Below are 26912 nucleotides of genomic sequence, written 5' to 3' on the forward strand. Positions count from 1 at the left end.
CTTCAGGCAATGTCTTCTTTTAGTCCACCCTACCTGCGACGAATTTCGCTTTCCCACACTTGCTGTTTTTTGCTGCGGTCGAGTCGCGACCAAAGCAGTCGTTCATTGTCAGATTGCCAATGGCGGTAGTGTCCGCGTCTCGTTTATTGCCTGGGGAATTCTCGCTGCGCCGGGCCCGAATGGCGGCTCCTTACGCCGCATCGCCGTACTCAAGATAATGCACACCCAGCAAAATCTGAGCTGTTTGCGTTTGCAGCGAGAAAATAGAATCCACAGGATGGGCCTGAGGCGGGCGTTTCTATTGAGCAAGATCCTGAATTCAAAAACTTGCGAACACCTTCAGGAAGTTAAAATTCGACCATCGCTCAAAGCCCATACAATGCCCCAAACTTGTTCTCAAAATAAGTCAACAACGCCTCCGGCCCGGGCTCGACACCACTTGCCCTCTGGATGATTTCGCGTGGCGCATAAAGGCCGCCAAATTGCTGGACGTTCTCGCGCAGCCATCCGGTGGCGCCCGAGGTATCTCCTGCAGCCAATTGCGTATCCAAATCGGGTACAGCCTTTCGCAAAGCCTGATTCAGACATCCTGCGTAGACATTCCCCAACGAATAGGTCGGGAAGTAGCCAAACAGCCCAACAGACCAGTGCACATCCTGCAGGCACCCATTCGAAGGCTTGTCGACCGCATATCCAAAATCTGCGGCGAAACGATCATTCCACGCGGCTTCAAGGTCGCCGACTTGCAGATCACCTGCCATCAACGCACGCTCAAGATCGAAGCGTAGCATGATATGCAGGTTGTACTGCACTTCGTCCGCTTCGGTTCGGATGTATCCACTGTGTACTCGGTTAACGGTGCCATAGAAGGCATCGGCGTCGGCGATGCCAAAATCGCCAAAGGCGTCTTTCATTTGATCGAAAAGCCAGCCGGTGAAGGCGCGGGACCGACCCAGTTGGTTTTCATAAATCCGGCTTTGGCTTTCATGCACTCCCATGGATACACCGCGCCCTAAAGGTGTCAGCAAATAATCCGGGTCGATCCCCTGTTCATAAGCTGCATGTCCCACTTCGTGGATCGTGGAATAGAAGCAATTGAACGGGTCCGTTTCGCTGGTTCTGGTAGTGATGCGTACATCCAGCCCGCTGCCAGAACTGAACGGGTGTACAGCTTTGTCCACGCGGCCATTATTCAGGTCATACCCAAAGGCGACGGCCAGCTTTTGCGTCAGGCGCATTTGGATCGATTCGTCAAATCTGCCGGTCAGAGCCGCAGGCTCGGGCCGATCTAGGACAGCTGCGCGCAAAGCAACCAGACGTGGGCGCATCTGGTCGAATATCTCCGCAATCTGCGCACCCGTCGTGTAGGGCTCGTAATCTTCGACCATTGCGTCGTAGATATCACCGCCTTGAGCGAGCGCTGCACCTTCCTCGCGCTTAAGTGCAACAACCTCTTCCAGAACGGGCAGAAAAGCAGCGACATCCTCGTTCGCACGGGCCTGCGCCCATTTTCCCTGTGCCTCGGACGTCACGCGTGCAATTGCAGTAGCCAGGTCCGATGGAACCTTCACCGCCCGATCATATTCGCGTCGAATTTCCCGCAGCTGAGCCTTGTCCGCTTCGCTGCTTGCATATGCGCTCTCCAGCCATTCCGCCACACGCGGGTCTGAGCGGCGCGCGTGAAGCACGGCTTCGATCGCGGCCATCTCTTCGGCCCGTTGTGGAGCTGCGCCACGCGGCATTACCGTTTCCTGATCCCAGCCCAGACGTCCGGCGATCTGGCCAAGGGCTGAAGTTTGGCGCTGATAGGCCATCAGGTCGTTGAAAGCTGTCATCTGGGTCATGCTCCGCGCAGAGAAGTTGCAATAGGATAGGCCGTGAGAAAACGTGCACGCAGGATCAGCGTCCAGACTACAACGGCCATGAATTGATGGAATATCGCGATTTGCCAGGGTGCCGCGTAGATCACTGTCATGATACCGACCACCACCTGTAGCGAAAGCGCAGCGAATGCAGCGTTGAATGCGAAGCGCGTCTGCGGATGCGCGCTGGCCGCACCGCGCCGCCAGACGACGACACCAAAGGCGAACAGCAGATAACCAGCGCAGCGGTGGATGAATTGCACAAGGCCCGGGCTTTCGAAGAAGTTCCGCCACATCGGTTCAAGCATCGTGGCATCCGGTGGCAGAAGCTGCCCTCCGATCAAAGGCCAATCCGTATAGGAACGACCTGCATCGATGCCCGCGACCAGCGCCCCAATGAGTATTTGAAAAAAGGCGAAATGCATCAGACCTGTGGAAAGCGAGAACAACCGGGTTTCCTTTGCGCGGCGTGCTTGCATCAGATCGCGCTCCTCGCGCGCCAACATAAAGATGTACCAAGCCAGCAACCCGAGGATGACGAAAGCAAGCCCCAGATGCACCGCTAGTCGATAGCTTGCAACTGCGGTCATCCCCTCGCCTTGCGTCACACCCGACGCAACCATCCACCATCCAACAGCCCCTTGAACGCCACCGAGCGCTCCGGGGATCAGCAATCGACCGGTCCAACCAGCCGGTATCTTGCGGGCAACAAGAAAACCGAAAAAACCGACAGCCCAGACCAGGCCGATCACGCGGCCCAGTTCGCGGTGGCCCCATTCCCACCAGTAAATTGATTTGAAATCATCCAGCTCCATCCACTGGTTCTGGATGCGCCATTGATCGATTTGCTTGTATTTGTCGAATTCGGACTGCCAGTCAGCCTCGGATGTCGGTGGGATGGCTCCGGTGATCGGACGCCATTCGGTAATCGACAGGCCGCTATCTGTCAGTCGGGTCAGTCCGCCGACCGCGATCATGATGACCACAAGCGCAAACAGGATCATAAGCCAGACGCGAATGGCCTGGCGTGCACCACCGCGCCCGCGATCGATCACACCCGGCTGAACCGCTTGTTGTTTTTCAGTGTCTGAGACGTCTTCGAAGATGCTGCGCTTACCGCTCATGCTGTCCTCTTGTGCCTTGGATTTCGTCGCAAGCTAGGTTGACTTGGGGGCGAGGTCCAGCCTCAGCCCCGATCCTTCCAGCGGACCATCTGACGCATCACCCCGTGCAGCATTTGCACATCCGCCCGCGTCATCCGCATCCTGGACCACAGATTGCGCAGGTTGGTCTTCATCCCTTCGGCCTTTTCGGGCGGGTAGAAAAATCCCGCCTCTTCCAACCGATCCTCGTAATGCTCGACCAGCTTTTCGACTTCGATCCCTGTTGCCCAGTCGCCTTTGCCCAGATCAGTGGCTTCATGCACCACATCCCCGGTTTGGCGCATCCACTCGTAAGCCGTCAGCAAAACGCATTGCCCAAGGTTCAGCGACGCGTATTCGGGATTCACTGGCACCGAGATAATCGCGTTTGCCTTGGCGATATCCTCATTTTCAAGCCCGGCGCGTTCTGGACCGAACAGCACGGCCACCTTTTCGCCAGCTGCCACCTTTTCCGCGGCGATCTGCATGGCCCGTTCGGGGCTGAATACTGGCTTGGTCAGGCCCCGTTGCCGTGCAGTAGTTGCAAAGACATATGTACGATCCCCCAATGCTCCGGCCAGATCGTCGAACAATTGTGCCTCATCCAGCAATCGCCCTGCGCCGCTGGACATCGCCACCGCCTTGGGGTTCGGCCATCCATCGCGCGGCGAGACAATCCGCATCCGATCCAGTCCGAAATTCCACATCGCCCGTGCAGCAGCACCGATATTTTCGCCCATCTGCGGGCGCACAAGCACGAAAGAAGGCTGGGATATATCGCTGGGCATGGCTGTCTCCGAAAAGGTCTGCCTGCTCTAATCGCCTCTCCCCCGCAGGGCAAGGCACCCGGCGCGTCTAATCCAGCACGAGACGGCATAAAAGTTTGCTTCCCGCCCGCAATCCGCTAAACCGCGCGAAAGACTGAAAGCGAAGGACGCGCCAATGGACACCCCCGAGCAGCCGCAGATTTATCTAATCACCCCGCCAGCGATCACACTGAGCACTTTCCCCGACCAGTTGTCCCGCGTTCTGGACGGGGCCGAGATCGCCTGTATCCGCCTGGCTCTGGCAGGAAGTGACGAAGATACCATCGCTCGCGCCGCTGATGCCTGCCGTGAGGTTGCTCATGCGCATGACGTGGCGCTGGTGATTTCGAACCATGTACTGCTGGCGCAACGGCTGGGTCTGGACGGGGTGCATCTGGACGATGCGGCACGCTCGGTCAGGGCTGCGCGTAAGGAACTGGGGCCAGATGCCATCGTCGGCAGCTTTTGCGGAGCCTCGAGCCATGATGGCATGACCGCTGGAGAAGGTGGTGCAGACTATGTTGCCTTTGGCCCGGTCGGCAACGTCGCGCTGGGCGATGGAACCCGCGCTGAGCAAGACCTGTTCCAATGGTGGTCTGAGATGATCGAGGTTCCGGTGGTGGCCGAAGGCGGGCTAACCGAAGACCTGATCCGAGACCTGACCCCCTGCACAGATTTCTTTGGCATCGGCGATGAGATCTGGTCACATGACAACCCGCTGGATGCATTGAACACTCTGATCGCCGCAATGCGCTGACGACTGTGAGCGTTAACCCTTGCACCCGCGTCGGGGCTGCGGCATGACACGAAGCATGACTCAGAACAGCGAAATCCTGTGTATCGGATCGGTCCTGTGGGACGTGATCGGGCGATCTGCCAGCGTCATGCGGCAGGGATCGGACGTACCAGGGCGGATTACCCGCTTGCCCGGCGGTGTCGCCATGAACATCGCTATGACGTTGGTGCGCTTTGGGATGACCCCTACACTGCTCACTGCAATCGGCCGCGATCCCGAAGGCGATGAACTGGTCCACTCCTGCGCACGGCTGGGCATGGTGACCGACCACATCTACCGTTCGCAAGACTTGCCGACCGACCGCTATATGGCCGTCGAAGGTGCCAATGGATTAATCGCAGCCATTGCAGACGCCCATTCACTTGAGGCGGCGGGAGCAAAAATCTTACGTCCCTTGATGCATGGACCTTTGGGCTATGAAAATACACCTTTTGAAGGCCCCATCGCGCTGGACGGCAACCTAACCCTGAACCTGCTGGAAGAGATCGCGCAAAGCCCCGCCTTTGCCCGCGCCGATCTTCGCGTGGCCCCCGCGTCCCCCGGCAAGGCCGAGCGTTTGTTACCTTTTCTGAAACACGCGCGTGCAACACTCTATGTAAACCTCGAAGAAGCTGGGCTTTTGTGCCAACGCGAATTCACCGATTCCGAAAGTGCTGCTCAGGGCTTGCTTGACCGTGGCGCATTGCGTGTTCTGGTGACCGATGGCGGCAACTCGGCCACTGTCGGCAGCGCTGAGAGTGTTCTGACCCAAAAACCACCTTCCGTTCTGGTCACCCGCGTGACCGGCGCAGGTGATACTTTCATGGCAGCCCATATCGCTGCCGAAGCAAGTGGCGCTGACAACGACGCCGCGCTCAAGCGTGCCCTGCATGCCGCTGCAACATATGTTTCCGGAGAAACTCCACTGTGATCGACATCCAATATTCCGCCGAGGTTCGCGCCGCAAAAGACGCAGGCCAACCCATTGTTGCGCTGGAAAGCACTATCATCACCCACGGGATGCCCTACCCCAAGAACATCGAGGTTGCCGCACAGGTCGAACAGGACATTCGCGATGCGGGCGCAGTTCCCGCAACTATCGCCGTGATCGATGGCGTGCTTAACATTGGGCTTGAGTCAGATCAGCTTCAGGCCCTTGGTCAGGCGCAAGGCGTTGCCAAGCTGTCGCGCGCTGACATGGCTGCTTGTCTTGCAACTGGCGGTACAGGGGCCACCACCGTCGCAGCTACCATGATCGCAGCGCATTATGCAGGCATCGAAGTATTTGCCACAGGCGGCATCGGCGGCGTTCATCAGGGGGCTGAAACCTCTTTTGATATCTCTGCTGACCTGCATGAGCTTGCGCAAACACCAGTGACGGTTGTTGCGGCCGGAGCCAAAGCTATTCTCGACCTGGCCAAAACGCTTGAGGTTCTGGAAACGCTCGGTGTGCCGGTCATCGCACACGGACAGGACGAATTTCCGGCGTTCTGGTCAGCCAAGTCTCCGCTGGCTGCTCCATTGAGGATGGACAGCGCAGAGGACATCGCCAAAGCCCATGCCGCGCGGCGGGCGCTGGGATTACCCGGTGGGCAACTCGTAGCCAATCCGATCCCGCAGACCGATCAGATCGCTGCCGAGGAACTTGCCCCGATCATTGCTTCCGCACAGGCCGATGCCGAAACACACAGGATCACCGGCAAAGGCGTTACGCCTTACCTACTGCAACGCATCTACGAACAGACCAATGGTCGCTCGTTGACCGCTAATATCGCTCTGGTACGCAACAATGCACGGCTGGCGGCGGGCATAGCAATAGCGCTGGTAAAGACGGCTGAGTGACATAAGCCTATTGTACCAAGACCTCGGACTGCTTAACTAATTCCGCAAACCACTCAGGACCGCAATGAACACGCCGTTTGACGAAGAACCACATCGCCGCTCGGGCCTTCTGTCCGGACTGCGCGCGTCATTTTTGACGGGCATTGTCGTCATCGCGCCAGTTTGGTTAACGATCTGGCTGATCTGGTCGGTCGTGGGCTGGATCGACAGCGCCGTGCTGCCATTGATCCCTCAGCAATTCCAGCCGGCCGAGTATGTTGGGATCAACCTGCGCGGCGTCGGCGTCATCATCTTCCTGATCTTCACGGTCATCGTCGGCTGGATTGCCAAAGGCATTTTGGGCCGTTCACTGATTCACTTCGCCGAAAGCCTTGTTGATCGGATGCCCGTCGTCCGGTCCGTCTATTCCGGAATCAAGCAAATCTCGGAAACAGTCTTTGCGCAGACAGAACGCTCTTTCGAAAAAGCCTGTCTGATCCAGTATCCGCGCCGCGGAATTTGGGCGATTGGATTTGTTTCGACCACAGCGCGGGGCGAAGTCAGCCAACGTGCCGAAACGGGTGGTGAGTTGCTCAGCGTCTTTGTACCGACGACCCCAAACCCCACATCCGGTTTCCTGCTGTTTTTTCCAGCCGAAGACGTGATCCTGCTGGATATGTCGATCGAGGACGCAGCCAAATTGGTGATTTCAGCGGGGCTGGTATACCCCAACGAAAAAGACCCGACCCAGCCGCCGGAGTAGTCAGCCAAACATGGCAGGCAGGTCGACAGTACTGCGTTCACCCAGATCATCCTTGTGGGCGCGCAAGAATTGATCTGCCGCAACGCGCCCGGCCTGCTTCAACCTGTTCAGAACAACCGGATTTGGAACGGTTTTTGTCGCAGCCGACAGATCGTTCATCAGAGCATCATCCGCGATCATATGAACCAGCACCCGGCTCATCTCGCCTGCTTTCAATTTTCCCTCGGCCAGTAGCCGCTGCACAAAGTTAATCGCGCGCAATTCACGAAATAGCGATGAGTTAAAGCTGATCTCATTGATCCGGTTCTGAATCTGCTGCGGCGTCTTCGGCACCTCGTCCCTTTCTAAGGGGTTGATATTTACAATCACCACATCGTCGGGAAGATCACCACCAAACAAGGGGTACAACGCCGGGTTGCCAGTATATCCCCCATCCCAATAAGCTTCGGTACGACCAGATTTTGGATCATAGATCTCTATTGCCTGAAATAGGTTGGGCAGACAGGCCGACGCCAAAATTGCGTCGGTCGATATCTCATCTTCAGCAAAGACCCGAATTTTGCCGCTGCGAACACAAGTCGCACAGACAAAAAGCTCCGGCCCTTCATCTGCACAAATCTCATCAAAATTGAACCGATCCACAACCGGCTCAAGCGGATTGCGATAGAACGGCCCGTAGGCATAGGGAGACACCAGCCGCGACCATGTTTCGGCCATCGAATACGGCAGTGAATACTCAAGCGCCTGCGATATATGCGCCGGCTCTAATCCGCGCATCCAATGACCGATCCGCATATCACCAACAGCGCCCATGCGCGTCCATAAATCGTCGAGACAGGCCCGAGCGCCTTCGCGCCCCGCATGCACCATTCCGGATTTGAACGCGGCTCCGTTAAGGGCGCCAGCCGAGGTTCCAGTGATCGCCGCAACCTCGACATCCTCCTCATCCAGTAGACGGTCCAGCACACCCCAGGTAAACGCACCATGGGCACCACCGCCCTGCAAAGCCAGATTGATCCGCTTCATACTTCCGCCTCTTCATCTGGCCAAAAATATCCCGGGGGGGGCAGCGCCTCCATGTATCCTCAAAGCGCGGTCCACCCCCCATCGACCGAAATCGTCGTCCCGGTGATCTGCGCAGCCGCATCCGAACACAAGAAGATGGTCGTGCCACCAAGTTGTTCAACCGTCGCGAACTCTTTTGAAGGTTGCCGTTCCAGCAGGACGTTCTTCACAACATCCTCGCGGCTCATGTTATATTCCTTCATCGTATTGGGGATTTGCGCCTCAACCAGTGGGGTCAGCACATAACCCGGGCAGATAGCGTTGCACGTGATCGGTTCCTGAGCCGTCTCAAGCGCAACGGTTTTGGTCATCCCAACCACACCATGTTTTGCCGCTACATAAGCTGCCTTAAAAGGAGAAGCAGTTAACCCGTGTGCAGAAGCGATATTTACGATACGGCCCCAACCTGCCGCGCGCATCATCGGCAAGGCTGCAGCCGTTGTGTGAAAGGCTGAATTCATGTTGATCGCGATGATCGCATCCCATTTGTCAGTCGGAAATTGATCGATCGGTGAAACATGTTGGATGCCCGCATTATTCACCAATATGTCGCAGGCACCTGCCTGTTCGATAAGTGCGCGGCATTCATCGCCTTTCGACATGTCCGCCTTGATGTAGCGCGCGTTGGTCCCGGTCTCTTTCCCAATCTCGGCAGCCAGCGCATGATCTACATCCCGGTCGGTAAACGAGTTCAGAACCACATCCGCACCCGCCTTGGCCAGCTCACGCGCAACGCCCAGTCCAATCCCTGAATTCGACCCTGTTATGATGGCTGTTTTTCCCGCCAAGCTCATGCCTGCTCTCCGTCCTGATTTCAATTCAGCCACACAGTGCCATGCTGCACCTGCAAAGGAAACGGGGAATGATACAGCGGGTGCATCCCGGCAGATTTTGCCAAAAAAAAACGCCCGCACGAAGCGGGCGTTAAGTTATTGAGGCAGGTTTCATACAGGCAAGAAACCTATCGAGCAGTGCATCCTTTATAAGCAATTCTTTGCATCCGTCCAAGCTAAAAGTTTGATAATAAGAAAAATCATGGCTACGGTGAATCCCAAACAAAATAAGGCCAGAGCAGGATTGTTTCCAAAATGAGCCCCGATTATCTCCTCCCCCTCCGACCAGCAATTGCGGGAATCGCCTGCATTTTTGCGGCTTCATTCGCTTCGGCAGAATCAGCCCATGGCATAGCTATGTATGGCGACCCGGCACTACCACCGGATTTTGTGTCGCTACCCTACGCAAATCCCGACGCGCCCAAGGGCGGAAAGGTCGTATTTGGAAATACCGGCGGCTATAACAGTTTGAACCCGTTTGTGCAAAAAGGCACGTCACCCTGGCAGTTGCGATTTTGGACCCACGAAAGCCTGATGGGCCGGTCCTGGGACGAACCTTTCACTCTTTACGGGTTGTTAGCCGAATCAGTTGAGACGGATTCGGACCGAACCTGGGTCGAATTCACGCTGCGCGAAAATGCGGAATTCTCGGATGGAACACCGGTCACCGTCGATGACGTGATCTGGTCGTATGAGACATTAGGCACCGAAGGTCACCTGCGCTATCGCGGGCTATGGGGCAAGATCGACAGCATCGAGCAGACCGGCCCGCGCAGCGTTCGGATCACCTTTAACGAACCGGATCGCGAACTGGCCCTGATCGCCGGAATGCGCCCGATCCTGCAAAAAGCGCAGTGGGAGGGGAAGTCGTTCGCAGACGCTCAACTGCACGATATACCCATCGGTTCCGGACCATACGTGATCGATGACTATGAGGCTGGCCGCTATGTAAACTTACGCCGCAATCCTGACTACTGGGGTGCCGATATCCCCTACCGCAAGGGCACGATGAATCTGGATGACATGCGGATCGAATTCTATGGTGACGGCACCGTTGCCTTCGAAGCATTCAAGGCAGGCGAACTTTCAGCCGTGCGCGAGTTTAACGCGGACAAATGGAACACTCAGTATAGTTTCCCGGCGGCGCAACGCGGTGATGTTGTAAAGACCGAAATCCCGCATCAAAAACCTTCGGGCATGACCGGTTTTGTCATGAATACGCGTAAGGCCCCCTTTGACGATTGGCGCGTTCGCGAAGCGCTGACTCTGGCGTTCAACTTTGAATTCATCAACGACACCATCACAGGCGGCGCGCAACCCAGAATTACGTCCTATTTCTCAGGCTCCGAGTTGGGCATGCAACCCGGTGCGGCCACCGGTCGCGTCGCAGACCTTCTGCAACCTTACGCCGCCGAACTGGCGCCGGGTACCATTGAGGGGTATGAATTGCCCGCGGGTGATGGAACCGAACGCAATCGGAGCAATATCCGCAAGGCGCTAAAACTGCTGGAAGAGGCAGGCTGGACAATTCAGGACGGTCAGCTTCGCAATGCCAATGGCAAACCGTTTGATATCGACCTTGTCATCAGCCAGGGCAGCCTGAATGTGGTGCAGGATGTCGGTGTGATCGCGGAAATCTATGCACGCGCGTTGGAGCGCCTGGGCATTCAACTGACCGTCGAAAAAGTTGACGACGCGCAGTACACCTCGCGTATCGACGCGCAAGACTTCGACATGACGCCCTTCCGCCGCGCCCTTTCGCTGTCGCCCGGCAACGAACAACGCCTGTATTGGGGCAGCGAAAACGCCGACACTCCGGGGACTAGGAATGTCATGGGGCTGACCTCTCCTGCCGTTGACGGATTGATCGATGCAATGCTGGCCTCGGAAAGCCACGAGGATTTTGTGGCCGCTACCCGCGCGTTGGACCGCGTACTAACTGCTGGCCGTTACGTCATTCCTATCTGGAGCTTCGACGTCGGCCGCATCGCCCACGTGAAGGAATTGAAGCAGCCTACCTCGCTTCCGATTTATGGAGATGGCCCCGAATACATGCCGCAGGTCTGGTGGTACGAGGACTGACAAGACCGCGCGGCTTTTAGTTCAGCGAATATCCGGGCCTAAAACTGGTTGATCCGGCAATGGCACGGCGACAGGGCAAATTGCCAGCCATAAGCGATTTTCGGCTGAACCCGTCACAAACTGTGACCAATACCAGAGCTTGTGGGTCGCGGAACCATTCGCGCCTACTGGTACACAAGTTGCACAAGTATTGCTTATTCGGTCAAATTCATCGCAAGGGGCTTTACGGACTCGTGGCATGGACTATACCTTGTACACATCCCGATGAATATCTTAGTGCAGATAATTGCAGCATTTTTCGGGTGCGAAATACTGTACTGACAGTTCAAGTCAGAAGAACAACGGACCGGCCGCCACTCACTAAAACAGCAGGTCCGTCGGCCCGTTGCGGTTTAGCCGCAGCGGGTTTTTGCCTTTGGTTGCCGTGACGGCAACCTGCGACATTTTGTCATGTCCGCAATATCCCCCCACACTCCGTACGCTAATACCGGGGAGAGCAATCCTGGAACCGAATAAAGGGAAGGCTCGTAGATGTTGAACTGGGCTGATCTGACGCAAGACTGGGGCGCGTCGTATGCGCGTGCAAAACGCAGATTTCCAAACCTGCGGGACAGGGACATGGCGCGCGTTGGTGAAGATCGTAAGCAGTTCGAAGCATATCTGGCCGAACGTCACCATCTGACTGTTAATGAAGCCCGGGAAGAGCTTGAGGATTTCCTGTATACCGAAGCGTTGAACCGCGAAGTTGCACAAACCTTAAGTAAGTGACGTCACCCAAAGGATCGTGGCGTCCTCGTCACTAACCGAAATTACATTGTGCCCCATGCTACCGTCATAATAGGCGCTGTCGCCCCGGCGCATCTCGACTGGTTCATAAAATTCGGTGAACAGGCGCACCACGCCGGTCAGGACATACAAGAACTCCTCACCATCGTGACGTACCCATCCATCAAACTCTTCCATAGATCGTGCGCGCACTCGGGCACGATAGGGTAGCATCTGCTTTTTGGTAAGCGTTTCTGCCAGCAGTTCATGCTCATAGGTCGTGGTCGCGTGCGCAGCCCCCGCGCCCATTTTGGTCACCGCCATTCGGCCTATGACCTGATCACGCTGGGGCGGAGTGAACAGCTGAGGCACCGAAATTTCCAGCCCTATCGCCAGCTTCTTCAACGCATCATAAGTCGGCGACATCTGACCGTTTTCGATCTTGCTAAGTGTCGACCTTGCCAACCCGGCCTGGTTGGCCGCCTGTTCCAGCGTCCAGTTTCGGGCTTTGCGCAGCTCACGCACACGCGCGCCCAGATCGACGGGCTCAAGCTCGGTATTAATACCATTGTCGCGGGCAATTCTGACGATGGACTTATGATCATTCTTGCTCATGCGTCTTTCTATAGGGGCAGCATGCTCTGCTTGCAACGCGCCGTGCGCAGCTGTAGCCAGTTCCCATGTTGTCGATCTTTGATCAGGGACCACCGCCGCCCTGCCCGCGCCCATTCAATCTTGCCGCGCATGTCCTGCGTCATGCCCAAAGCTATTCGGAAAAAACCGCTCTATCTGTGCTTGGGCAGAACAGCGCAGTCGACTGGACCTACAGAGCGCTGAATGCAGCGATCCTGGGAACAGGAACAAGCTTGCTTCAGAGCGGCCTCAAGCCCGGCAACATCATTTTGATGCGACTTGGCAATACAGTCGATTTCCCAATCGCATATCTTGGAGCAATCGCCGTGGGGCTGGTTCCAGTCCCAACCTCATCACAACTGACAGATGCGGAAACCGCCAAGATCATCGACGATCTGAATCCTGCCGCCGTTTTGCGCGATCCGCAGGTCGCCTGCGCCGATCACTCCAACCAAATACGGCTGGATGAGCTTGTCGGAATGCGAACGCTGCCGCCAGCGGAGTTTGCAATGGGTGACCCCGAGCGATTGGCCTATGTTGTCTATACTTCGGGCACTTCAGGCAAACCCCGCGCTGTCGCCCACGCGCATCGCGCCATCTGGGCGCGGCAAATGATGGTCGATGGCTGGTACGGTCTGCAATCTTCGGATCGATTGTGCCACGCCGGAGCATTCAACTGGACCTATACTCTGGGTACCGGGTTGATGGACCCGTGGACCATCGGCGCAACGGCACTGATTCCAGAGCCGGGAACGAACATCCGAGATCTGCCCACCCTGCTGACCCAACAACGCGCCACGATTTTTGCAGCTGCCCCCGGGGTCTTTCGGAAGATCATGCAAGGCAATCAGCGACTAGACTTACCTGATCTGCGCCATGGCCTGTGCGCCGGAGAAAAGCTCTCACGTCACCTGCACGACAAGTGGGTGCGGTCCACCGGAACAGAACTATACGAAGCGTATGGTATGTCGGAATGTTCGACCTTCATCTCGTCCAGCCCCAGCCACCCGGCGCGCGGTGAGGCGTTGGGTCAGCCGCAACCCGGACGCCGGGTTGCCATTGTTGGTCCCGACGGCCCGGTCCCGCAGGGACAAGAAGGCACGATTGCCATTCATCGTGACGATCCGGGCCTTATGTTGACTTACCTGAACGCACCCGAAGATGCCGACGCACGTATAGCTGGGAACTGGTTCCTGACAGGCGATCAGGGTGCGATGGCCGCAGATGGACAGATAACTTATATGGGCCGAGACGATGACATGATGAACGCAGGCGGCTATCGGGTCTCTCCGGTCGAAGTTGAGGCTGCCTTGTCCACCCATCCCGGTATCACGCAGGTTGGCGCCGCGTCGGTTGAGGTTAAACAAGACAGCTCGATCATTGTTGCATTCTACACCGGACCCGAGGAACTGGACGCGGAGACGTTGCGCGCCTATGTGTCTGACAAGCTGGCGCGCTACAAACAACCGCGGGCCTTTGTCCATCTGTCCGAACTGCCCACTGGGGGCAACGGCAAACTCCTGCGCCGCGCCCTGCCGGCCTATTTCAAGGCAACGTCCGAATGACACAGACCGTTAAGCTCGATATCATGTCCGACCCGATCTGCCCCTGGTGCTATATCGGCAAGACCCATCTGGACAAGGCACTGGCCGAAATCCCGAACCATCCGTTCGTGATCGAATGGCATCCTTTTCAATTGAACCCGGATATGCCCGACGCTGGGATGGACCGGCGTGAGTATCTGGAGCGTAAGTTTGGCGGCAAAGACGGCGCAGTTCGCGCCTATGCACCGGTGGTCGAGCACGCCGAGAACGCTGGTCTGAAGATCGATTTCGAGGGCATGAAACGTACGCCAAATACGCTGGACGCACACCGCCTGATCCATTGGGCCGGTATAGAGGGCAAGCAGAACGCCGTGGTCGATGCCCTGTTCAACGCATATTTCGTCGAAGCACGCGACATCGGAGATCGAGAAGTTCTGGCCGATATCGCAGACAGCGTTGGCATGGACGCGGCAGTCGTGATGAAATTGCTGCAATCGGAATCCGATCGAGAAGACATAAGAACGCGCGACAGCCATTCTCGCGAGATGGGCGTGAATTCGGTTCCCACTTTCATTGTAGCGAACCAACACGCCGTTCCCGGTGCGCAACCCCCTGAACTATGGGGTAAAGTAATATCCGAGATCATGTCTCAGATTGAGGCTTCCCCTGCAGAATAGCACAGACCCCTGTGCATTTCTGATCTAGTCCGTTCCTCGGCACCGTGATAGCGCTGCTGGGAAGGAGCTCCCCATGACCAATCGCATGTCCCGGGGCGAATTCATTGCGCTGGTCGCGATGATGTTCGCCACGATTGCCTTTTCGATCGACTCAATGCTGCCCGCTCTGCCCGAAATCGGTAAAGAGCTTAGCCCCAATGACATGAACAAAGCGCAACTGATTTTGACATCTTTTGTGCTGGGTATGGGTATCGGGACGTTTTTCACGGGCCCGATTTCGGATGCCGTTGGACGCAAACCGGTTATCTATGGAGGCGTTGCCCTCTATATCCTGGCGTCGGCAGTTGCCTGGGCCAGTTCTTCGCTCGAGCTGGTATTGGCTGCGCGGGTTGTTCAAGGCCTCGGCGCTGCTGGCCCTCGAGTTGTAGCGATGGCGATCATTCGGGACCTCTATGCGGGACGCGAGATGGCGCGCATCATCTCGATTGCCATGATGATCTTCACGTTGGTTCCAGCCGCAGCACCGCTGCTTGGTGCAGGTGTTATCGCCTTGGTTGGATGGCGCGGGATCTTCGTATCCTTCATGCTTTTTGCTTCAATCATCGTAGTTTGGATGGCAACGCGGTTGCCCGAGTCGCTGGCTCCTGAAAATCGCCGCCCCTTTCGACTGCCATTAATGATCGCAGCTGTGAAGGAGATGATGACCCATCCCACCGTGCGACTTTCAATCCTTGTGCAGACGTTGTGTATGGGATTGCTGTTTACCATGCTGACAATGGTGCAACCGGTTTTTGACGTCATACATGACCGAGCTGAGAGCTTTCCGTTCTGGTTCGGTTTTGTGGCGCTGATCTCGGGCTCGGCCAGTCTGTTGAATGCCGCGCTCGTTGTTCGCCTCGGCATGCGCCGGATCGTGACCTGGGCCCTTGGTGCGCAGATCATTATCACCGGATGCGTAATTGTCCTGAACGCGATGCCATTGTCCCCGGACGCCTCATTCGCGCTGTTCGTGACGTGGCAAACTACCGTATTCTTCATGGCGGGCGTTACCATGGGCAACCTGAACGCCATCGCGATGGAACCGATGGGCCATATCGCGGGAATGGCCGCCTCGGTCATTGGGTCTATCGCGACGGTTCTGGCTGCGGCAATCGCCGCACCCGTGGGCTTGCTATTTGATGGATCGATTACGCCTTTGACGACAGGGGTGTTGATCATGTGCATTCTGGGCTTCGGCTTGATGCTGCATATGGGTCGGATCGAAAATCGACTGCCTGCCTGATCTGTGCAGACCTTCTGAAACCCGTTAAGCTCCTGCCAATTGTTTGGGAGGGGTCTTATGCGCGACTATTATGATCTTGGCACCTATTCCTGTGCCGTCACCACTGCCTCGGCTGAGGCGCAGCTGTGGTTCGATCGCGGACTGGTCTGGACATATGGCTATAACCATGACGAGGCGATTGCCTGTTTTCAGAAGGCCGCAGACGCAGACCCCGACTGCGCCATGGCCCATTGGGGCGTCGCCTATGCGGCGGGGCCGAACTACAACCTGCCATGGGATCTGCGTGACGATCAGGGACAGACCAAATCACTGGCGATTGCCTATGACGCTACACAAAAAGCTATCGCCCTTCTAGACAAGTGCACACCGGTTGAACAGGCCCTGATCCGGGCGCTGCCGGCCCGATACCCACAGCGCGATCCGATGGAGGACATGCACTCGTGGGATTATGATTTTGCCGACGCAATGCGTGCAGCATTTGCCGAACAACCCAGCAATCTGGATCTGCGTACCATCTATGTCGAGGCATTGATGAACCTCACGCCATGGCAGATGTGGAACCTTAAAACCGGACAACCTGCCGAGGGCGCGGCCACGCTTGAGGCGCAAGAGGCATTGGAAACAGCGATGGCCGATGATCCTGATGCGATGTCTCATCCCGGCCTGTTGCATCTCTATGTCCATCTGATGGAGATGTCGCCGACCCCGGAAAAGGCTCTGCAAGCGGGGGATATTCTGCGCACGCTGGTTCCGGAAGCAGGGCATCTGGTACATATGCCGACGCATATCGACGTGCAGTGCGGCCATTATCACAACGTCGTCTATTGGAATGAACAGGCCTCGGTCGCTGATTTGAAGTATTATGAGCGCGAAGGCGCGTTCAATATCTACACCGGCTATCGTCAACACAATTACCATTTTGCAATCTACGGTGCATTATTTCTGGGTCAGATGGAGCCCGCCCTGCGCGCCAATCAAGGCCTGTGGGACACCACACCCGAGGAAATGCTGCGGATCGAAAGCCCGCCCATGGCGGATTATTTCGAAAGTTATATGTCCATGGGTCCGCATATCCTGATCCGCTTTGGCCGCTGGGAAGAGGCTAAGGCGTTGGATCTTCCCGACGATCCGGACCTCTATCGTACGCTCACGGCAACAACACACTATGCCCGCGCCATCGCCCATGCGGCCACGGATGAGGTCGCGCAGGCCGAAGCTGAAGAGCAACTTTTCCTTGCCGCTAAGACCTGCGTGCCCGAAACACGCAGACTGCACAATAATCGCGTCATCGATCTGCTTGAAATTGCTGCGGAAATGCTGCGCGGAGAAATCGAATATCGTAAGGGCAACTACGATATCGCATATGCCCATCTGCGTCGGTCGGTCGAGTTGGACGACACATTGCCTTATGACGAACCATGGGGCTGGATGCAGCCCACACGCCACGCGCTTGGGGCTTTGTTATTTGAACAGGGCCACGTCACCGAGGCCGAGGCCGTCTATCGAGAGGATCTGGGCCTGGCAGGAGCGCTCGGCCGTGCCTCGATCCACCCCGACAATGTCTGGAGCCTTAGAGGGTTACGCGATTGCCTGAAAGAGCGTGGAGAGGCCATAGAAATCAAACAGATTCAACAACGTCTTGATCTTGCGCTCGCGCGTGCGGACAGGGTTGTTGGTGCATCCTGTTTTTGTGCGCAAGCCGCGATGCGAGCCGCCGAATGAATGCACTATCATTGGCTCTGGCTTTGGTAATGTGTGGTCCCGCATTTGCGCAACGGCAGACATTTCCTCCAGTGGATCAAGCAGAACAAGACCCCACCCTGCTAAAGTTCAGGTCCGATCTGCTTGCAAAAATCGAGGCGCGCGATACCGAGGCCGTGGTGGCTGCCTCATGTCCCGATATTTATCTAAGCCATGGCAGCAATGGCGGACCGGACGAATTCCGAATAAACCTAACTGTGCCGCCCGATCAGCTGAGTGAAGAGTTCAGAGACGAAGCTGACGAACTGCGCGAAGCCTATTGGACAGATTTATACGAAACGCTGTCGCAGCCAGGTTACTTTGACGAACAGGGTGAGTTCTGGATGCCAACACATTGGCAAATCGCCCTGCCCGCTTCCCTGGATCCGTTCACAGCATATTTCGTGGCCGCTGAACAGGTAACGCTGCGCCAATCCCCCTCGCGCGGTGGCCCGATAGTTGGTTTGATCAGCCACGAGGTGGTCATTGTTCCTGACTATCAAACCGATGAAACCTATCAAAAAATTCGACTGACGGATGGAACCACAGGCTACATGCATGGCGACTTTCTGACATCGATGGTTGGGTATCGCGCTGCTTTGGTTAAATCCGAAGCGGGCGACTGGCAGCTTTGCACCTTTGTGACCGGGGACTAGGCTTTTGCCTTTTTCTTCTCAGCCATAACCTTTTCGGCCAGATCGCGCGCGATCGCAAACGCGCCCTTGATCTTGTCGCTGTCCTTTTTCCAGTCGCGCCGGACAACGATCTTGTTGTCCTTGACCTTGGCCAATCCACGCTGGTTCTGGATGAACTCGACCAACCCCTGAGGGGAAGCGAACTTGTCATTATGGAACTGGATCGTCGCGCCTTTAGGTCCGCCGTCCAGCTTGGCAATCCCTGCCCGTTTACACATCGCCTTGATACGTACGACCAGCATCAGTGTATTCACCTCTTTCGGCAAAGTGCCGAAACGGTCGATCAATTCAGCAGCGAAGCCTTCCAGCTCGACCTTCGTCGACAATGACGACAGGCGGCGATAGAGACCAAGACGCACATCCAGATCGGGCACGTAATCCTCGGGGATCAGAACCGGGACACCTAGGTTGATCTGCGGGGCCCATTGGTCGTCGGCATCCGACAGCCCTTCCATCTCGCCGGCTTTAATCTTGGCAATCGCCTCTTCCAGCATCGACTGATAGAGTTCATAGCCTACGTCGCGCATCTGGCCGGACTGCTCTTCACCCAGAAGATTACCGGCCCCACGAATATCCAAATCCTGTGACGCCAGCGTAAATCCAGCCCCGAGCGTATCCAATGAGCCCAGAACCCGCAGGCGTTTCTCGGCCGTTGCCGTCAGACGTGCGCGCGGTTTGGTGGTCAGATAGGCATAAGCGCGGGTTTTCGAACGCCCCACTCGACCCCGGATCTGATAGAGTTGTGCGAGGCCGAACATGTCCGCGCGATGCACCACCATCGTGTTGGCGGTCGGGATATCCAACCCGCTTTCGACAATCGTGGTCGCCAGCAACACGTCGTACTTGCCGTCGTAGAAGGCGTTCATCCTGTCATCCAGCTCACCAGCTGCCATCTGCCCATGGGCGACCACATAGGTCAGCTCAGGCAGCTGTTCTTTGAGGAATTCCTCGATCTCGGGCAGGTCCGAAATACGCGGGACCACATAGAAGCTCTGCCCACCTCGATAATGCTCACGCAGAAGCGCCTCGCGAATGGTGACGGCATCGAACTCGCTGACATAGGTGCGGATGGCAAGGCGATCGATGGGTGGGGTGCCAATGATCGACAGATCGCGCACTCCGGTCAGAGACAGCTGCAGCGTCCGCGGGATCGGCGTTGCGGTCAGGGTCAGGACGTGTACGTCCGAGCGCAGCTGTTTCAACCGTTCTTTGTGACCCACGCCGAAATGCTGTTCCTCGTCGATGATCAGCAGGCCGAGATTGTTGAACCGTATCCCTTTGGCCAGCAGCGCATGGGTTCCGATCACGATATCCACAGTGCCCCGTGCCAGCCCGTCGCGGGTTTGTTGCGCCTCCTTTGCCGACACAAAGCGCGATAATTGCCGGACCTCCAGCGGGAAGCCCCGGAAGCGTTCCTTAAAGGACGCTGCGTGTTGGCGTGCGAGCAACGTGGTCGGCGCGACTATGGCGACCTGCACGCCTGACATGGCTGCGACAAAGGCTGCGCGCATGGCGACTTCGGTCTTGCCGAAACCAACGTCGCCGCAAATCAAGCGATCCATCGGAGCACCAGAGTGCATGTCCTCCATCACCTCGGAAATGGCACGCAACTGATCGTCGGTCTCTTGATACGGGAAACGCGCGCTGAACTCCTCCCACGCGTGGGGCGGCGGGTCCATCACCGGGGCCTTGCGCAAAGCACGCTCGGCCGCGATGCGGATCAGCTTGTCCGCCATCTCGCGAATGCGCTCTTTCAGCTTGGCCTTCTTGGCTTGCCACGCACCACCGCCCAAACGATCTAGCAGCCCCTCGTCATGGCCGTATTTTGACAGCAACTCAATGTTTTCAACCGGCAGATAGAGCTTCGACTGTTCCGCATATTCCAGCAGCAGGCATTCATGCGCCGCACCGGCGGCAGTGACGACCTCCATCCCCATGTAGCGACCAATGCCGTGGTCTACATGCACCACCAGATCGCCGGGGCTGAGGGATTGGGTCTCAGTCAGAAAGTTCTCGGCCTTGCGGCGTTTCTTGGGTTGGCGGATCAAACGGTCACCCAGCACGTCCTGCTCAGCGATCACCGTCAAATCAGGCGTTTCAAACCCATGCTCCAATGCCCAAACGGCCAGATGCAACCCGCGCTTTCCAACTCGTGTGCCATCGGTCACTGGGATCGCCTCGGCGAGACCTTCGTCCTCGATCAAACCGGTTAGACGCTCACGCGCGCCTTCTGAATAAGAGGCAATGAGGACAGGACCTTCGTCCATCTTATCGGTGATGTGGCTGGCGAGAGCACCAAATAGCCTGATGCTTTCCTGTTGGCGTTCCGGGGCAAAGTTTCGCCCGATCCGACCACCTGCATCAATCACACCCGGTCCGCTGGCCTGCGGCAGCGGGCTGAACTGCAACACTCGCCGGTCGCCAACCGCCTTTTCCCATGCAGCATCGTCCAGATAAAGCAGCCCAGGAGGCGTCGGCTTATACACAGTATCCATGCGCGAGCGGTTTTCCAGCGCCAGCTTTCGCGTCTCATACTGATCAGCAATCGAATCCCACCGCGCCAACCGCGCTGGTGTGACCTGATCATCAAGTGAGATTGTTGCGCCCGGCAGGTAATCGAACAGCGTCTCAAGCTTTTCATGAAAGAACGGCAACCAGTGTTCGATACCCTGATGTTTACGGCCAGCGCTGACGGCCTCATACAGCGGGTCATCCGTGCCCGCTGCGCCAAATTCGATGCGGTAGTTCTGGCGAAATCGGGTGATGGCGGCTTCGTCCAGAATAACTTCGGACACTGGAGCAAGCTCGACCACATCAAGCTTTTCTGTCGTGCGCTGCGAGACAGGATCAAACCGGCGCGCGCCATCCAGAACATCTCCGAACAGGTCCAGCCGAACTGGGCCACTTTCGCCCGGTGGAAAGATATCAATGATACCCCCGCGGATCGCATAATCTCCGGGCTCCATGACAGTCGGACTTTGGGTGAAGCCCATGCGCACCAGAAAGTTCCTCAGCGCTTTTTCATCTATGCGCTGATCTACGCGGGCGGTAAACGCGGCCTCGCGTAGAATCGCGCGGGCCGGAACCCGCTGTGTCGCTGCATTAAGCGTCGTTAACAGCACAAACTGCTCTGGCATCTGATGTACTAGTGCGGCCAATGTCGCCACGCGCGCAGCAGAGATATCCGCATTGGGCGACACACGATCATAAGGCAGGCAATCCCAGCCCGGAAAAACGAACACCGGCATGTGAGGCGCAAAAAAAGCCAGCGCCGCCCGCATCGCCTCCATCCGTTTGTCATCGCGCGCGACATGACAGACCGGACCACCCGAGCGGACGATCTCATTCAGAACCAGCTGTGCGTCAAACCCTTCAGGAGCACCGCCGACTGTAACGTGGTTCGGAGCCTTCATCATGCTGCCTCTTTGATATCACCAGCCCAGAACGCCAGCCGTAAAGTTCTGATACATGCCCCAAAACGAAGTGACCAATATAGAGATCATTCCGATGATCTGAGTATAGACCCGGCACCGGCCCAGATTCTTGGCAACGTTTTCCAACGTCAGCTCTTGTTGTCTCATTTTTTTTGCGGTCGATATATTGATGAGCATGACAAAGCACATCGGGCACATCAGCAAGAACACAGCTTGCGCGAATTCAAGCCCGTAAAAGAAACCCATTGTTGCCAACCCGGTCAGCACGAAACAACAGATCGCAAATATCGCAAGACCAGAAGTCTCGACAATATACAACACGCGATTCGTGTTGATCCTGGCAATGTCCAACAAATCCTGTTCTGACTGGCCACCGGAACGGCGCGCTCGTGCCACCAGATCGTGGGGCACGCCAATCGACCAATGGCTGGCCGATGACCAAAGAACAGCCAATCCGATCCAATACCACAGATTCGAAAAGCTTCGCATATCGATGATTTCAAATATCGAAGTGTAAATGTCCAAGCGTCTGCCCTTTATTCAACGTCCGCAGGGACCGTCATCGAATGGATGCGTCCATTGTTACCCTTGAGACCACCGGGAATTCATGCCACCCAATGCGCGATTGTTCAAGGAGAGTGCGCCATGAAACCGACCATCGCCCCCTATCCACTGACGCGGTTCCGCCGGGCCCGTCAATCCGAGGCGATCCGGGGGTTGGTGCGCGAGAACACCCTGACCGTCGATGACTTTATCTGGCCGATTTTTGTGCGCGATGGTGAAGGTATCGAAGAGCCCGTGCCCTCCATGCCCGGGGTCATGCGGCGTTCGGTTGATTTGATCGCAAAAGCAGCTATCGAGGCACAGGCGCTCGGAATACCTGCTATCTGTATCTTCCCATACACCGATCAGGCGCTGAAAACCAAAGATTGTGCCGAAGCGTGGAATCCCGACAACTTGTCCAATCGCGCTATTCGGGCGGTCAAAGAAGCGGCACCAGATATCGCTGTAATGACCGATGTAGCGCTGGATCCCTACAACATCAACGGCCATGACGGCTATGTTGTGGATGGCGAAATTGTGAATGATCAGACGGTCGAAGCGCTGGTTAAAATGACTCTGGCGCAAGCCGAAGCCGGTGCTGATATTATCGGCCCTTCAGACATGATGGATGGACGAATTGGCGCAATGCGTAGTGCGCTTGAGGCGGCGGGGTATCACAACGTCATGATCCTCAGCTACGCCGCCAAATATGCCAGCGCGTTTTACGGCCCGTTCCGTGACGCTGTTGGGGCCTCGGGCGCACTGACCGGGGACAAGAAGACCTATCAGATGGATCCCGCAAACTCGAACGAGGCGCTGCGTCTGATCGAACGCGACCTGACCGAGGGCGCAGATATGGTCATGATCAAGCCAGGGATGCCCTATTTGGATATTTGCCGCCGGGTAAAAGACAGCTTTGGCGCGCCGACCTACGCGTATCAGGTCTCGGGCGAATACGCGATGATACAGGCAGCAGCCCAAAACGGTTGGATCGACGGCGAAAAGGTGATGCTTGAAAGCCTGCTGGCTTTCAAACGCGCGGGATGTGATGGCATTCTGACGTATTTTGCGCCAGAGGCCGCGCGCATTTTGAACGGCTAACGCCTCAGATTGTCGCGACTTTTCGCCGATCTGCCGCGCATGCAGCGCAGCTTTCCCGTGACAGGCGGGCGCAATCGGCGTATTCTTGCAAACAAGATCGGGAAGACCCGACAAATCAGGCACATACACAGAGACAGAGAAACATGAGCAGCTCAAACTCCCTCCGACTAAGCCGTCGCGGCTTTGCATTTGGCATGGCCGGACTGACGCTAACAGCCGCCTGCGGCAATGGCGTCGGGAATTCCAATGCGGTGGCGCTTGATGCCCGTGTTGATGCGACGCTAAACGAAATGTACAGCAAGTACCCTAATACCGTTGATATCGCCAACAAGGCTAACGGGATGCTGGTCATGCCATTGATCACCGACGCTGGGTTAATCTTCTTCGGTGGTGCCTATGGTCAGGGTGCGCTGCGCATTCAGGGTGCTACGGTTGACTACTATTCGGCCATTTCCGGCACGGCGGGCCTACAGATCGGCGCACAACAATATGCACATGTTCTATTCTTCATGACCGAGGACGCGCTGAATGACTTCCGCCGATCCAGCGGTTGGACCGCAGGCGCCGATATCGGGTATGTCGTTGACGCAACCGGTGAGTCGCTTTCGACAGATACCAATCAATTGGGCAAACCCGTGCTAGCAGCGGTCTTTGGGCAGGCGGGTCTGAAATTCGGTGCAACCATAGAAGGCACCAAATACACGCGCATCATTCCCTGATTCACGAGCCCCCTTCCCCCTCAGAAAAGCCCTGCTACATCTTGTGGCAGGGCTTTTAGATTTTATGGATTTCACACATATTCCTGTGGCATTCCTCTTTCGGTCCGGATGGGCTTCCAGTAACCTCTGCGCAAACGAATATACAGAATTCTTGGGGGACAGATGGGTCTGGTCTTTCGCTGGCTGGTGAGAATTACGACGGGCCTGATCCTGCTTTTGGTCGCAGCAATCGGGCTGATCTATTTTCTGGCCAGCCAATCCCTGCCCGAATATGATCAAACTCTTGAAGTTGAAGGGATTACCGCCCCCGTCGAGATCGTCCGCGACACCGCGAACGTACCACATGTCATGGGCCAGTCCGACCCGGATGTATTCTTTGGCCTTGGATATGCCCATGCGCAGGACCGGCTTTGGCAAATGACCGTTCTGCGCCGGACCGTACAGGGCCGATTGTCCGAAATATTCGGCCAGCGAACAGTCCATATCGACAAGCTCTTGCGACGACTGGACCTTTATGGCCTTGCCCATCGATCTGTCGACGTACAAGACGATTACACGCTTGCCGCATTGCGCGCCTATTCTGCTGGAATTAACGCCCGGCTAACCGAAATAAACGATCAGGCGCTAGGTCGTGGCGCGCCCGAGATGTTCTTGTTCAACGCGCCTGTCCCGCCATGGCAGCCCGGCGACAGTCTGGCCATCATGAAACTGATGAGTTTGCAATTGTCCGGCCACCTTGCGGATGAGGTTCTGCGTGCCCGAACTTCTCTGATATTGGACGACCCAGCACGTTTGGCTGACATTCTGCCCGATGTCCCTGGCCCCGGGATCGCGGCGCTACCTGAATATGCCGCTCTGTTTCCGAACCTTCCGCGGTATGCGCAGGGAGCTTCGATGCCTGACACGCCGCTTTCACCTTTTCCCCAGCGCGGATTGGCAGGGGCGTCAAATGCCTGGACCGCCGCGCCGTCTCGTTCGGCCAGCGGTGGCACCTTATTGGCCAACGACCCCCATCTGGGCTTCACCGCACCCGGCATCTGGTATCTAGCCCGGCTGGAGCTTGCCAAAGGCGGAGTGATTGGCGCGACGATCCCCGGTATTCCTGCGATTTCAGCCGGGCGGAGCGAGCGCTTGGGCTGGGGTCTGACCTCATCTTATCTGGACGATCAGGACGTCCATATCGAACAGTTGAACCCAGACAACCCAGAAGAATACCTGACCCCAGACGGATATAAGCGCTTCCAAACCCGGCCTTCGATCATCGAGATCAAGGACGCGGCCCCGATCACTTTGACCCTGCGTTGGACCGAGAACGGCCCCGTTCTGCCGGGCACGCATTACGATCTGGAAACCATTACGCCTCCGGGGCATGTGGCCTCCCTGTCATGGAGTTCGCTCAGCCCCCGCGACACCTCCATGAGTGCATCTTTGGCACTGATGAATGCCGATACCGTTCGGCAGGCCATCAATATAGCTGAAGATTACATCGCGCCGTCACAGAACCTGTCATTGGTCGATCGAAACACGATCGGTTTGAAACTGATCGGTGCCATGCCCCGGCGAGACCTTAACAACCAAAGTCGTGGCCGTATTCCAACCCCCGGTTGGCTGGAACGAAACCGCTGGCAGGGCCGGTTGCCTTATGCGGACAACCCGGAATTTGTTTCCCCAGCGGGCGGTATACTGGGCAATACAAATAACAAGATCATTGATCGCCCCTTCCCAGATCATGTCTCATATGAGTGGGGTGACACCCAGCGCGTTCACCGTTGGGAACGCCTGATGCAATCGCGCGAAGTGCATACCCGCGATAGCTTTATCGAGGCGCAGCTGGATACCGTCAGCTTTACGGCTCGATCCTTGTTGCCGCTGATCGGTGCTGATCTCTGGTTCACCGGAGAGTCCGCGCCTGATGGCACACCGGAACGTCAGCGGCAAATCGCGCTGGATTTACTGGCCAACTGGAACGGTGAGATGAATGAGCATCTGCCCGAGCCATTGATTTACGCTGCCTGGCTGCGGGCACTGCAAATCCGTCTGATTTCGGATGAGCTTGGCCCCTTGGCGGTGGAATACAAACATGTCGAACCATTGTTCATCGAGCGTGTTTACCGTGACATCGATGGCGCTTCGGTCTGGTGCGACGTGCGTCAGAGCGCCCCGGCTGAGACTTGCACAGACATGGCTCGGCTGGCGCTGGATGACGCAATCATCTGGATTTCAGAACGATATGGCTCAGCGCTGGAATCTTTGCGTTGGGGTGATGCCCATCAGGCCACCCACGACCACCCCGTGCTGGGCGAAGTGCCGGTGTTGCGTTTCTTCGTAAACATCCGCCAGTCGACCAGCGGCGGCGACAATACCTTGTTGCGCGGCCGCACTTCGGGCGAAGGTTCAGATCCATTCCAGAATGTGCACGGTGCAGGATATCGTGGCGTATATGATTTCGCCGATCCGGACAGTTCAGTATTCATAACGGCCACTGGTCAGTCTGGCCATTTTTTGTCGCGCTACTACGATGATCAGGCCCAGTTGTGGCGCAGAGGAGAATACATTCCCATGTCGTTGGATATCGGTCTTGCCCGCGCCGCGGCAGTTGGTGTGACCGTGCTCAACCCACGCTGACAGTA

Annotated in this window: 22 protein-coding genes; 14 read left to right on the top strand and 8 right to left on the bottom strand. The window is 56.7% G+C overall.

Annotation, left to right across the window (positions count from 1 at the left end; genetic code table 11):
- Positions 1–365 precede the first annotated feature (365 nt).
- The 3 genes from ACR0JR_RS03290 to ACR0JR_RS03300 form a co-directional block, all read right to left on the bottom strand.
- The gene (locus tag ACR0JR_RS03290) at positions 366–1835 is read right to left on the bottom strand and encodes a carboxypeptidase M32 (protein WP_480455181.1); all 1470 of its coding nucleotides are present in this window, start codon (positions 1833–1835) and stop codon (positions 366–368) included.
- Between the two features lie 5 nt (positions 1836–1840).
- Positions 1841–2986, bottom strand: coding sequence for a heme A synthase (gene ctaA / locus ACR0JR_RS03295; RefSeq protein WP_480454990.1), 1146 nt, complete (start codon positions 2984–2986; stop codon positions 1841–1843).
- A 62-nt stretch (positions 2987–3048) separates the two neighbouring features.
- Positions 3049–3792 (bottom strand): RNA methyltransferase, encoded by a 744-nt coding sequence (locus ACR0JR_RS03300; RefSeq protein WP_480454991.1) that lies wholly within the window; start codon positions 3790–3792, stop codon positions 3049–3051.
- A 154-nt stretch (positions 3793–3946) separates the two neighbouring features.
- Here ACR0JR_RS03300 and ACR0JR_RS03305 point away from each other — a divergent pair, with 154 nt between their 5' ends.
- From ACR0JR_RS03305 to ACR0JR_RS03320, 4 genes are all read left to right on the top strand, one after another.
- Positions 3947–4567 (top strand): thiamine phosphate synthase, encoded by a 621-nt coding sequence (locus ACR0JR_RS03305; RefSeq protein WP_010440318.1) that lies wholly within the window; start codon positions 3947–3949, stop codon positions 4565–4567.
- A 55-nt stretch (positions 4568–4622) separates the two neighbouring features.
- Positions 4623–5516, top strand: coding sequence for a PfkB family carbohydrate kinase (locus tag ACR0JR_RS03310; RefSeq protein ID WP_170540008.1), 894 nt, complete (start codon positions 4623–4625; stop codon positions 5514–5516).
- Complete coding sequence (locus ACR0JR_RS03315) at positions 5513–6427, top strand: pseudouridine-5'-phosphate glycosidase (RefSeq protein ID WP_480454992.1); 915 nt, start codon at positions 5513–5515, stop codon at positions 6425–6427. Before ACR0JR_RS03310 ends, ACR0JR_RS03315 begins: the two co-directional genes overlap by 4 nt.
- Before the next feature lie 64 nt (positions 6428–6491).
- Positions 6492–7169 carry a DUF502 domain-containing protein gene (locus ACR0JR_RS03320; protein WP_010440321.1) on the top strand — a complete coding sequence of 226 codons (678 nt, stop codon included), beginning with the start codon at positions 6492–6494 and terminating at the stop codon, positions 7167–7169.
- Here ACR0JR_RS03320 and ACR0JR_RS03325 read toward each other — a convergent pair whose 3' ends face one another.
- Together ACR0JR_RS03325 and ACR0JR_RS03330 are read right to left on the bottom strand one after the other, a co-directional pair.
- Positions 7170–8195, bottom strand: coding sequence for a patatin-like phospholipase family protein (locus ACR0JR_RS03325; protein WP_480454993.1), 1026 nt, complete (start codon positions 8193–8195; stop codon positions 7170–7172).
- A gap of 59 nt (positions 8196–8254) precedes the next feature.
- Positions 8255–9028, bottom strand: coding sequence for a 3-hydroxybutyrate dehydrogenase (locus ACR0JR_RS03330; RefSeq protein WP_170470641.1), 774 nt, complete (start codon positions 9026–9028; stop codon positions 8255–8257).
- A 294-nt stretch (positions 9029–9322) separates the two neighbouring features.
- On the opposite strand from ACR0JR_RS03330, the gene ACR0JR_RS03335 reads away from it, so the two are divergent.
- Both ACR0JR_RS03335 and ACR0JR_RS03340 read left to right on the top strand, forming a co-directional pair.
- Positions 9323–11149 (top strand): extracellular solute-binding protein, encoded by a 1827-nt coding sequence (locus tag ACR0JR_RS03335; protein ID WP_480454994.1) that lies wholly within the window; start codon positions 9323–9325, stop codon positions 11147–11149.
- Between the two features lie 531 nt (positions 11150–11680).
- On the top strand, positions 11681–11917 hold the full coding sequence (locus ACR0JR_RS03340) for a hypothetical protein (RefSeq protein ID WP_010440325.1): 237 nt from the start codon (positions 11681–11683) through the stop codon (positions 11915–11917).
- Here ACR0JR_RS03340 and ACR0JR_RS03345 read toward each other — a convergent pair.
- Positions 11906–12529: a helix-turn-helix domain-containing protein gene (locus ACR0JR_RS03345; RefSeq protein ID WP_010440326.1), complete on the bottom strand. Its 624-nt coding sequence runs from the start codon at positions 12527–12529 to the stop codon at positions 11906–11908. The two genes, ACR0JR_RS03340 and ACR0JR_RS03345, sit on opposite strands and share 12 nt — an antisense overlap.
- Positions 12530–12594: 65 nt before the next feature.
- Between ACR0JR_RS03345 and ACR0JR_RS03350 the strand changes: the two genes are divergently transcribed.
- From ACR0JR_RS03350 to ACR0JR_RS03370, 5 genes are all read left to right on the top strand, one after another.
- Positions 12595–14112 (top strand): class I adenylate-forming enzyme family protein, encoded by a 1518-nt coding sequence (locus ACR0JR_RS03350; RefSeq protein ID WP_480454995.1) that lies wholly within the window; start codon positions 12595–12597, stop codon positions 14110–14112.
- On the top strand, positions 14109–14768 hold the full coding sequence (locus tag ACR0JR_RS03355; RefSeq protein ID WP_480454996.1) for a DsbA family oxidoreductase: 660 nt from the start codon (positions 14109–14111) through the stop codon (positions 14766–14768). The genes ACR0JR_RS03350 and ACR0JR_RS03355 overlap by 4 nt, the downstream gene beginning before the upstream one ends.
- Positions 14769–14841: 73 nt before the next feature.
- On the top strand, positions 14842–16050 hold the full coding sequence (locus tag ACR0JR_RS03360) for a multidrug effflux MFS transporter (protein ID WP_480454997.1): 1209 nt from the start codon (positions 14842–14844) through the stop codon (positions 16048–16050).
- A 57-nt stretch (positions 16051–16107) separates the two neighbouring features.
- Complete coding sequence (locus ACR0JR_RS03365) at positions 16108–17772, top strand: hypothetical protein (RefSeq protein ID WP_480454998.1); 1665 nt, start codon at positions 16108–16110, stop codon at positions 17770–17772.
- On the top strand, positions 17769–18446 hold the full coding sequence (locus tag ACR0JR_RS03370) for an SH3 domain-containing protein (protein WP_170470653.1): 678 nt from the start codon (positions 17769–17771) through the stop codon (positions 18444–18446). Before ACR0JR_RS03365 ends, ACR0JR_RS03370 begins: the two co-directional genes overlap by 4 nt.
- On the opposite strand, the gene mfd is transcribed toward ACR0JR_RS03370, so the two are convergent.
- On the bottom strand, positions 18443–21898 hold the full coding sequence (gene mfd, locus ACR0JR_RS03375; RefSeq protein WP_480455182.1) for a transcription-repair coupling factor: 3456 nt from the start codon (positions 21896–21898) through the stop codon (positions 18443–18445). The two genes, ACR0JR_RS03370 and mfd, sit on opposite strands and share 4 nt — an antisense overlap.
- Before the next feature lie 18 nt (positions 21899–21916).
- On the bottom strand, positions 21917–22444 hold the full coding sequence (locus ACR0JR_RS03380; RefSeq protein WP_010440333.1) for a hypothetical protein: 528 nt from the start codon (positions 22442–22444) through the stop codon (positions 21917–21919).
- Positions 22445–22564: 120 nt separating this feature from the next.
- On the opposite strand from ACR0JR_RS03380, the gene hemB reads away from it, so the two are divergent.
- The 3 genes from hemB (at position 22565) to ACR0JR_RS03395 (ending at position 26907) form a co-directional block, all read left to right on the top strand.
- Entirely contained in the window at positions 22565–23563 is a 999-nt protein-coding gene (hemB, locus tag ACR0JR_RS03385; RefSeq protein ID WP_480454999.1) for a porphobilinogen synthase, read from the top strand.
- Positions 23564–23706: 143 nt separating this feature from the next.
- Entirely contained in the window at positions 23707–24282 is a 576-nt protein-coding gene (locus tag ACR0JR_RS03390) for a lipid-binding SYLF domain-containing protein (protein ID WP_010440335.1), read from the top strand.
- 162 nt (positions 24283–24444) lie between these two features.
- On the top strand, positions 24445–26907 hold the full coding sequence (locus ACR0JR_RS03395) for a penicillin acylase family protein (RefSeq protein WP_480455000.1): 2463 nt from the start codon (positions 24445–24447) through the stop codon (positions 26905–26907).
- Positions 26908–26912: the final 5 nt, after the last annotated feature.

The sequence above is a fragment of the Ruegeria sp. AA3 genome (assembly GCF_056542905.1).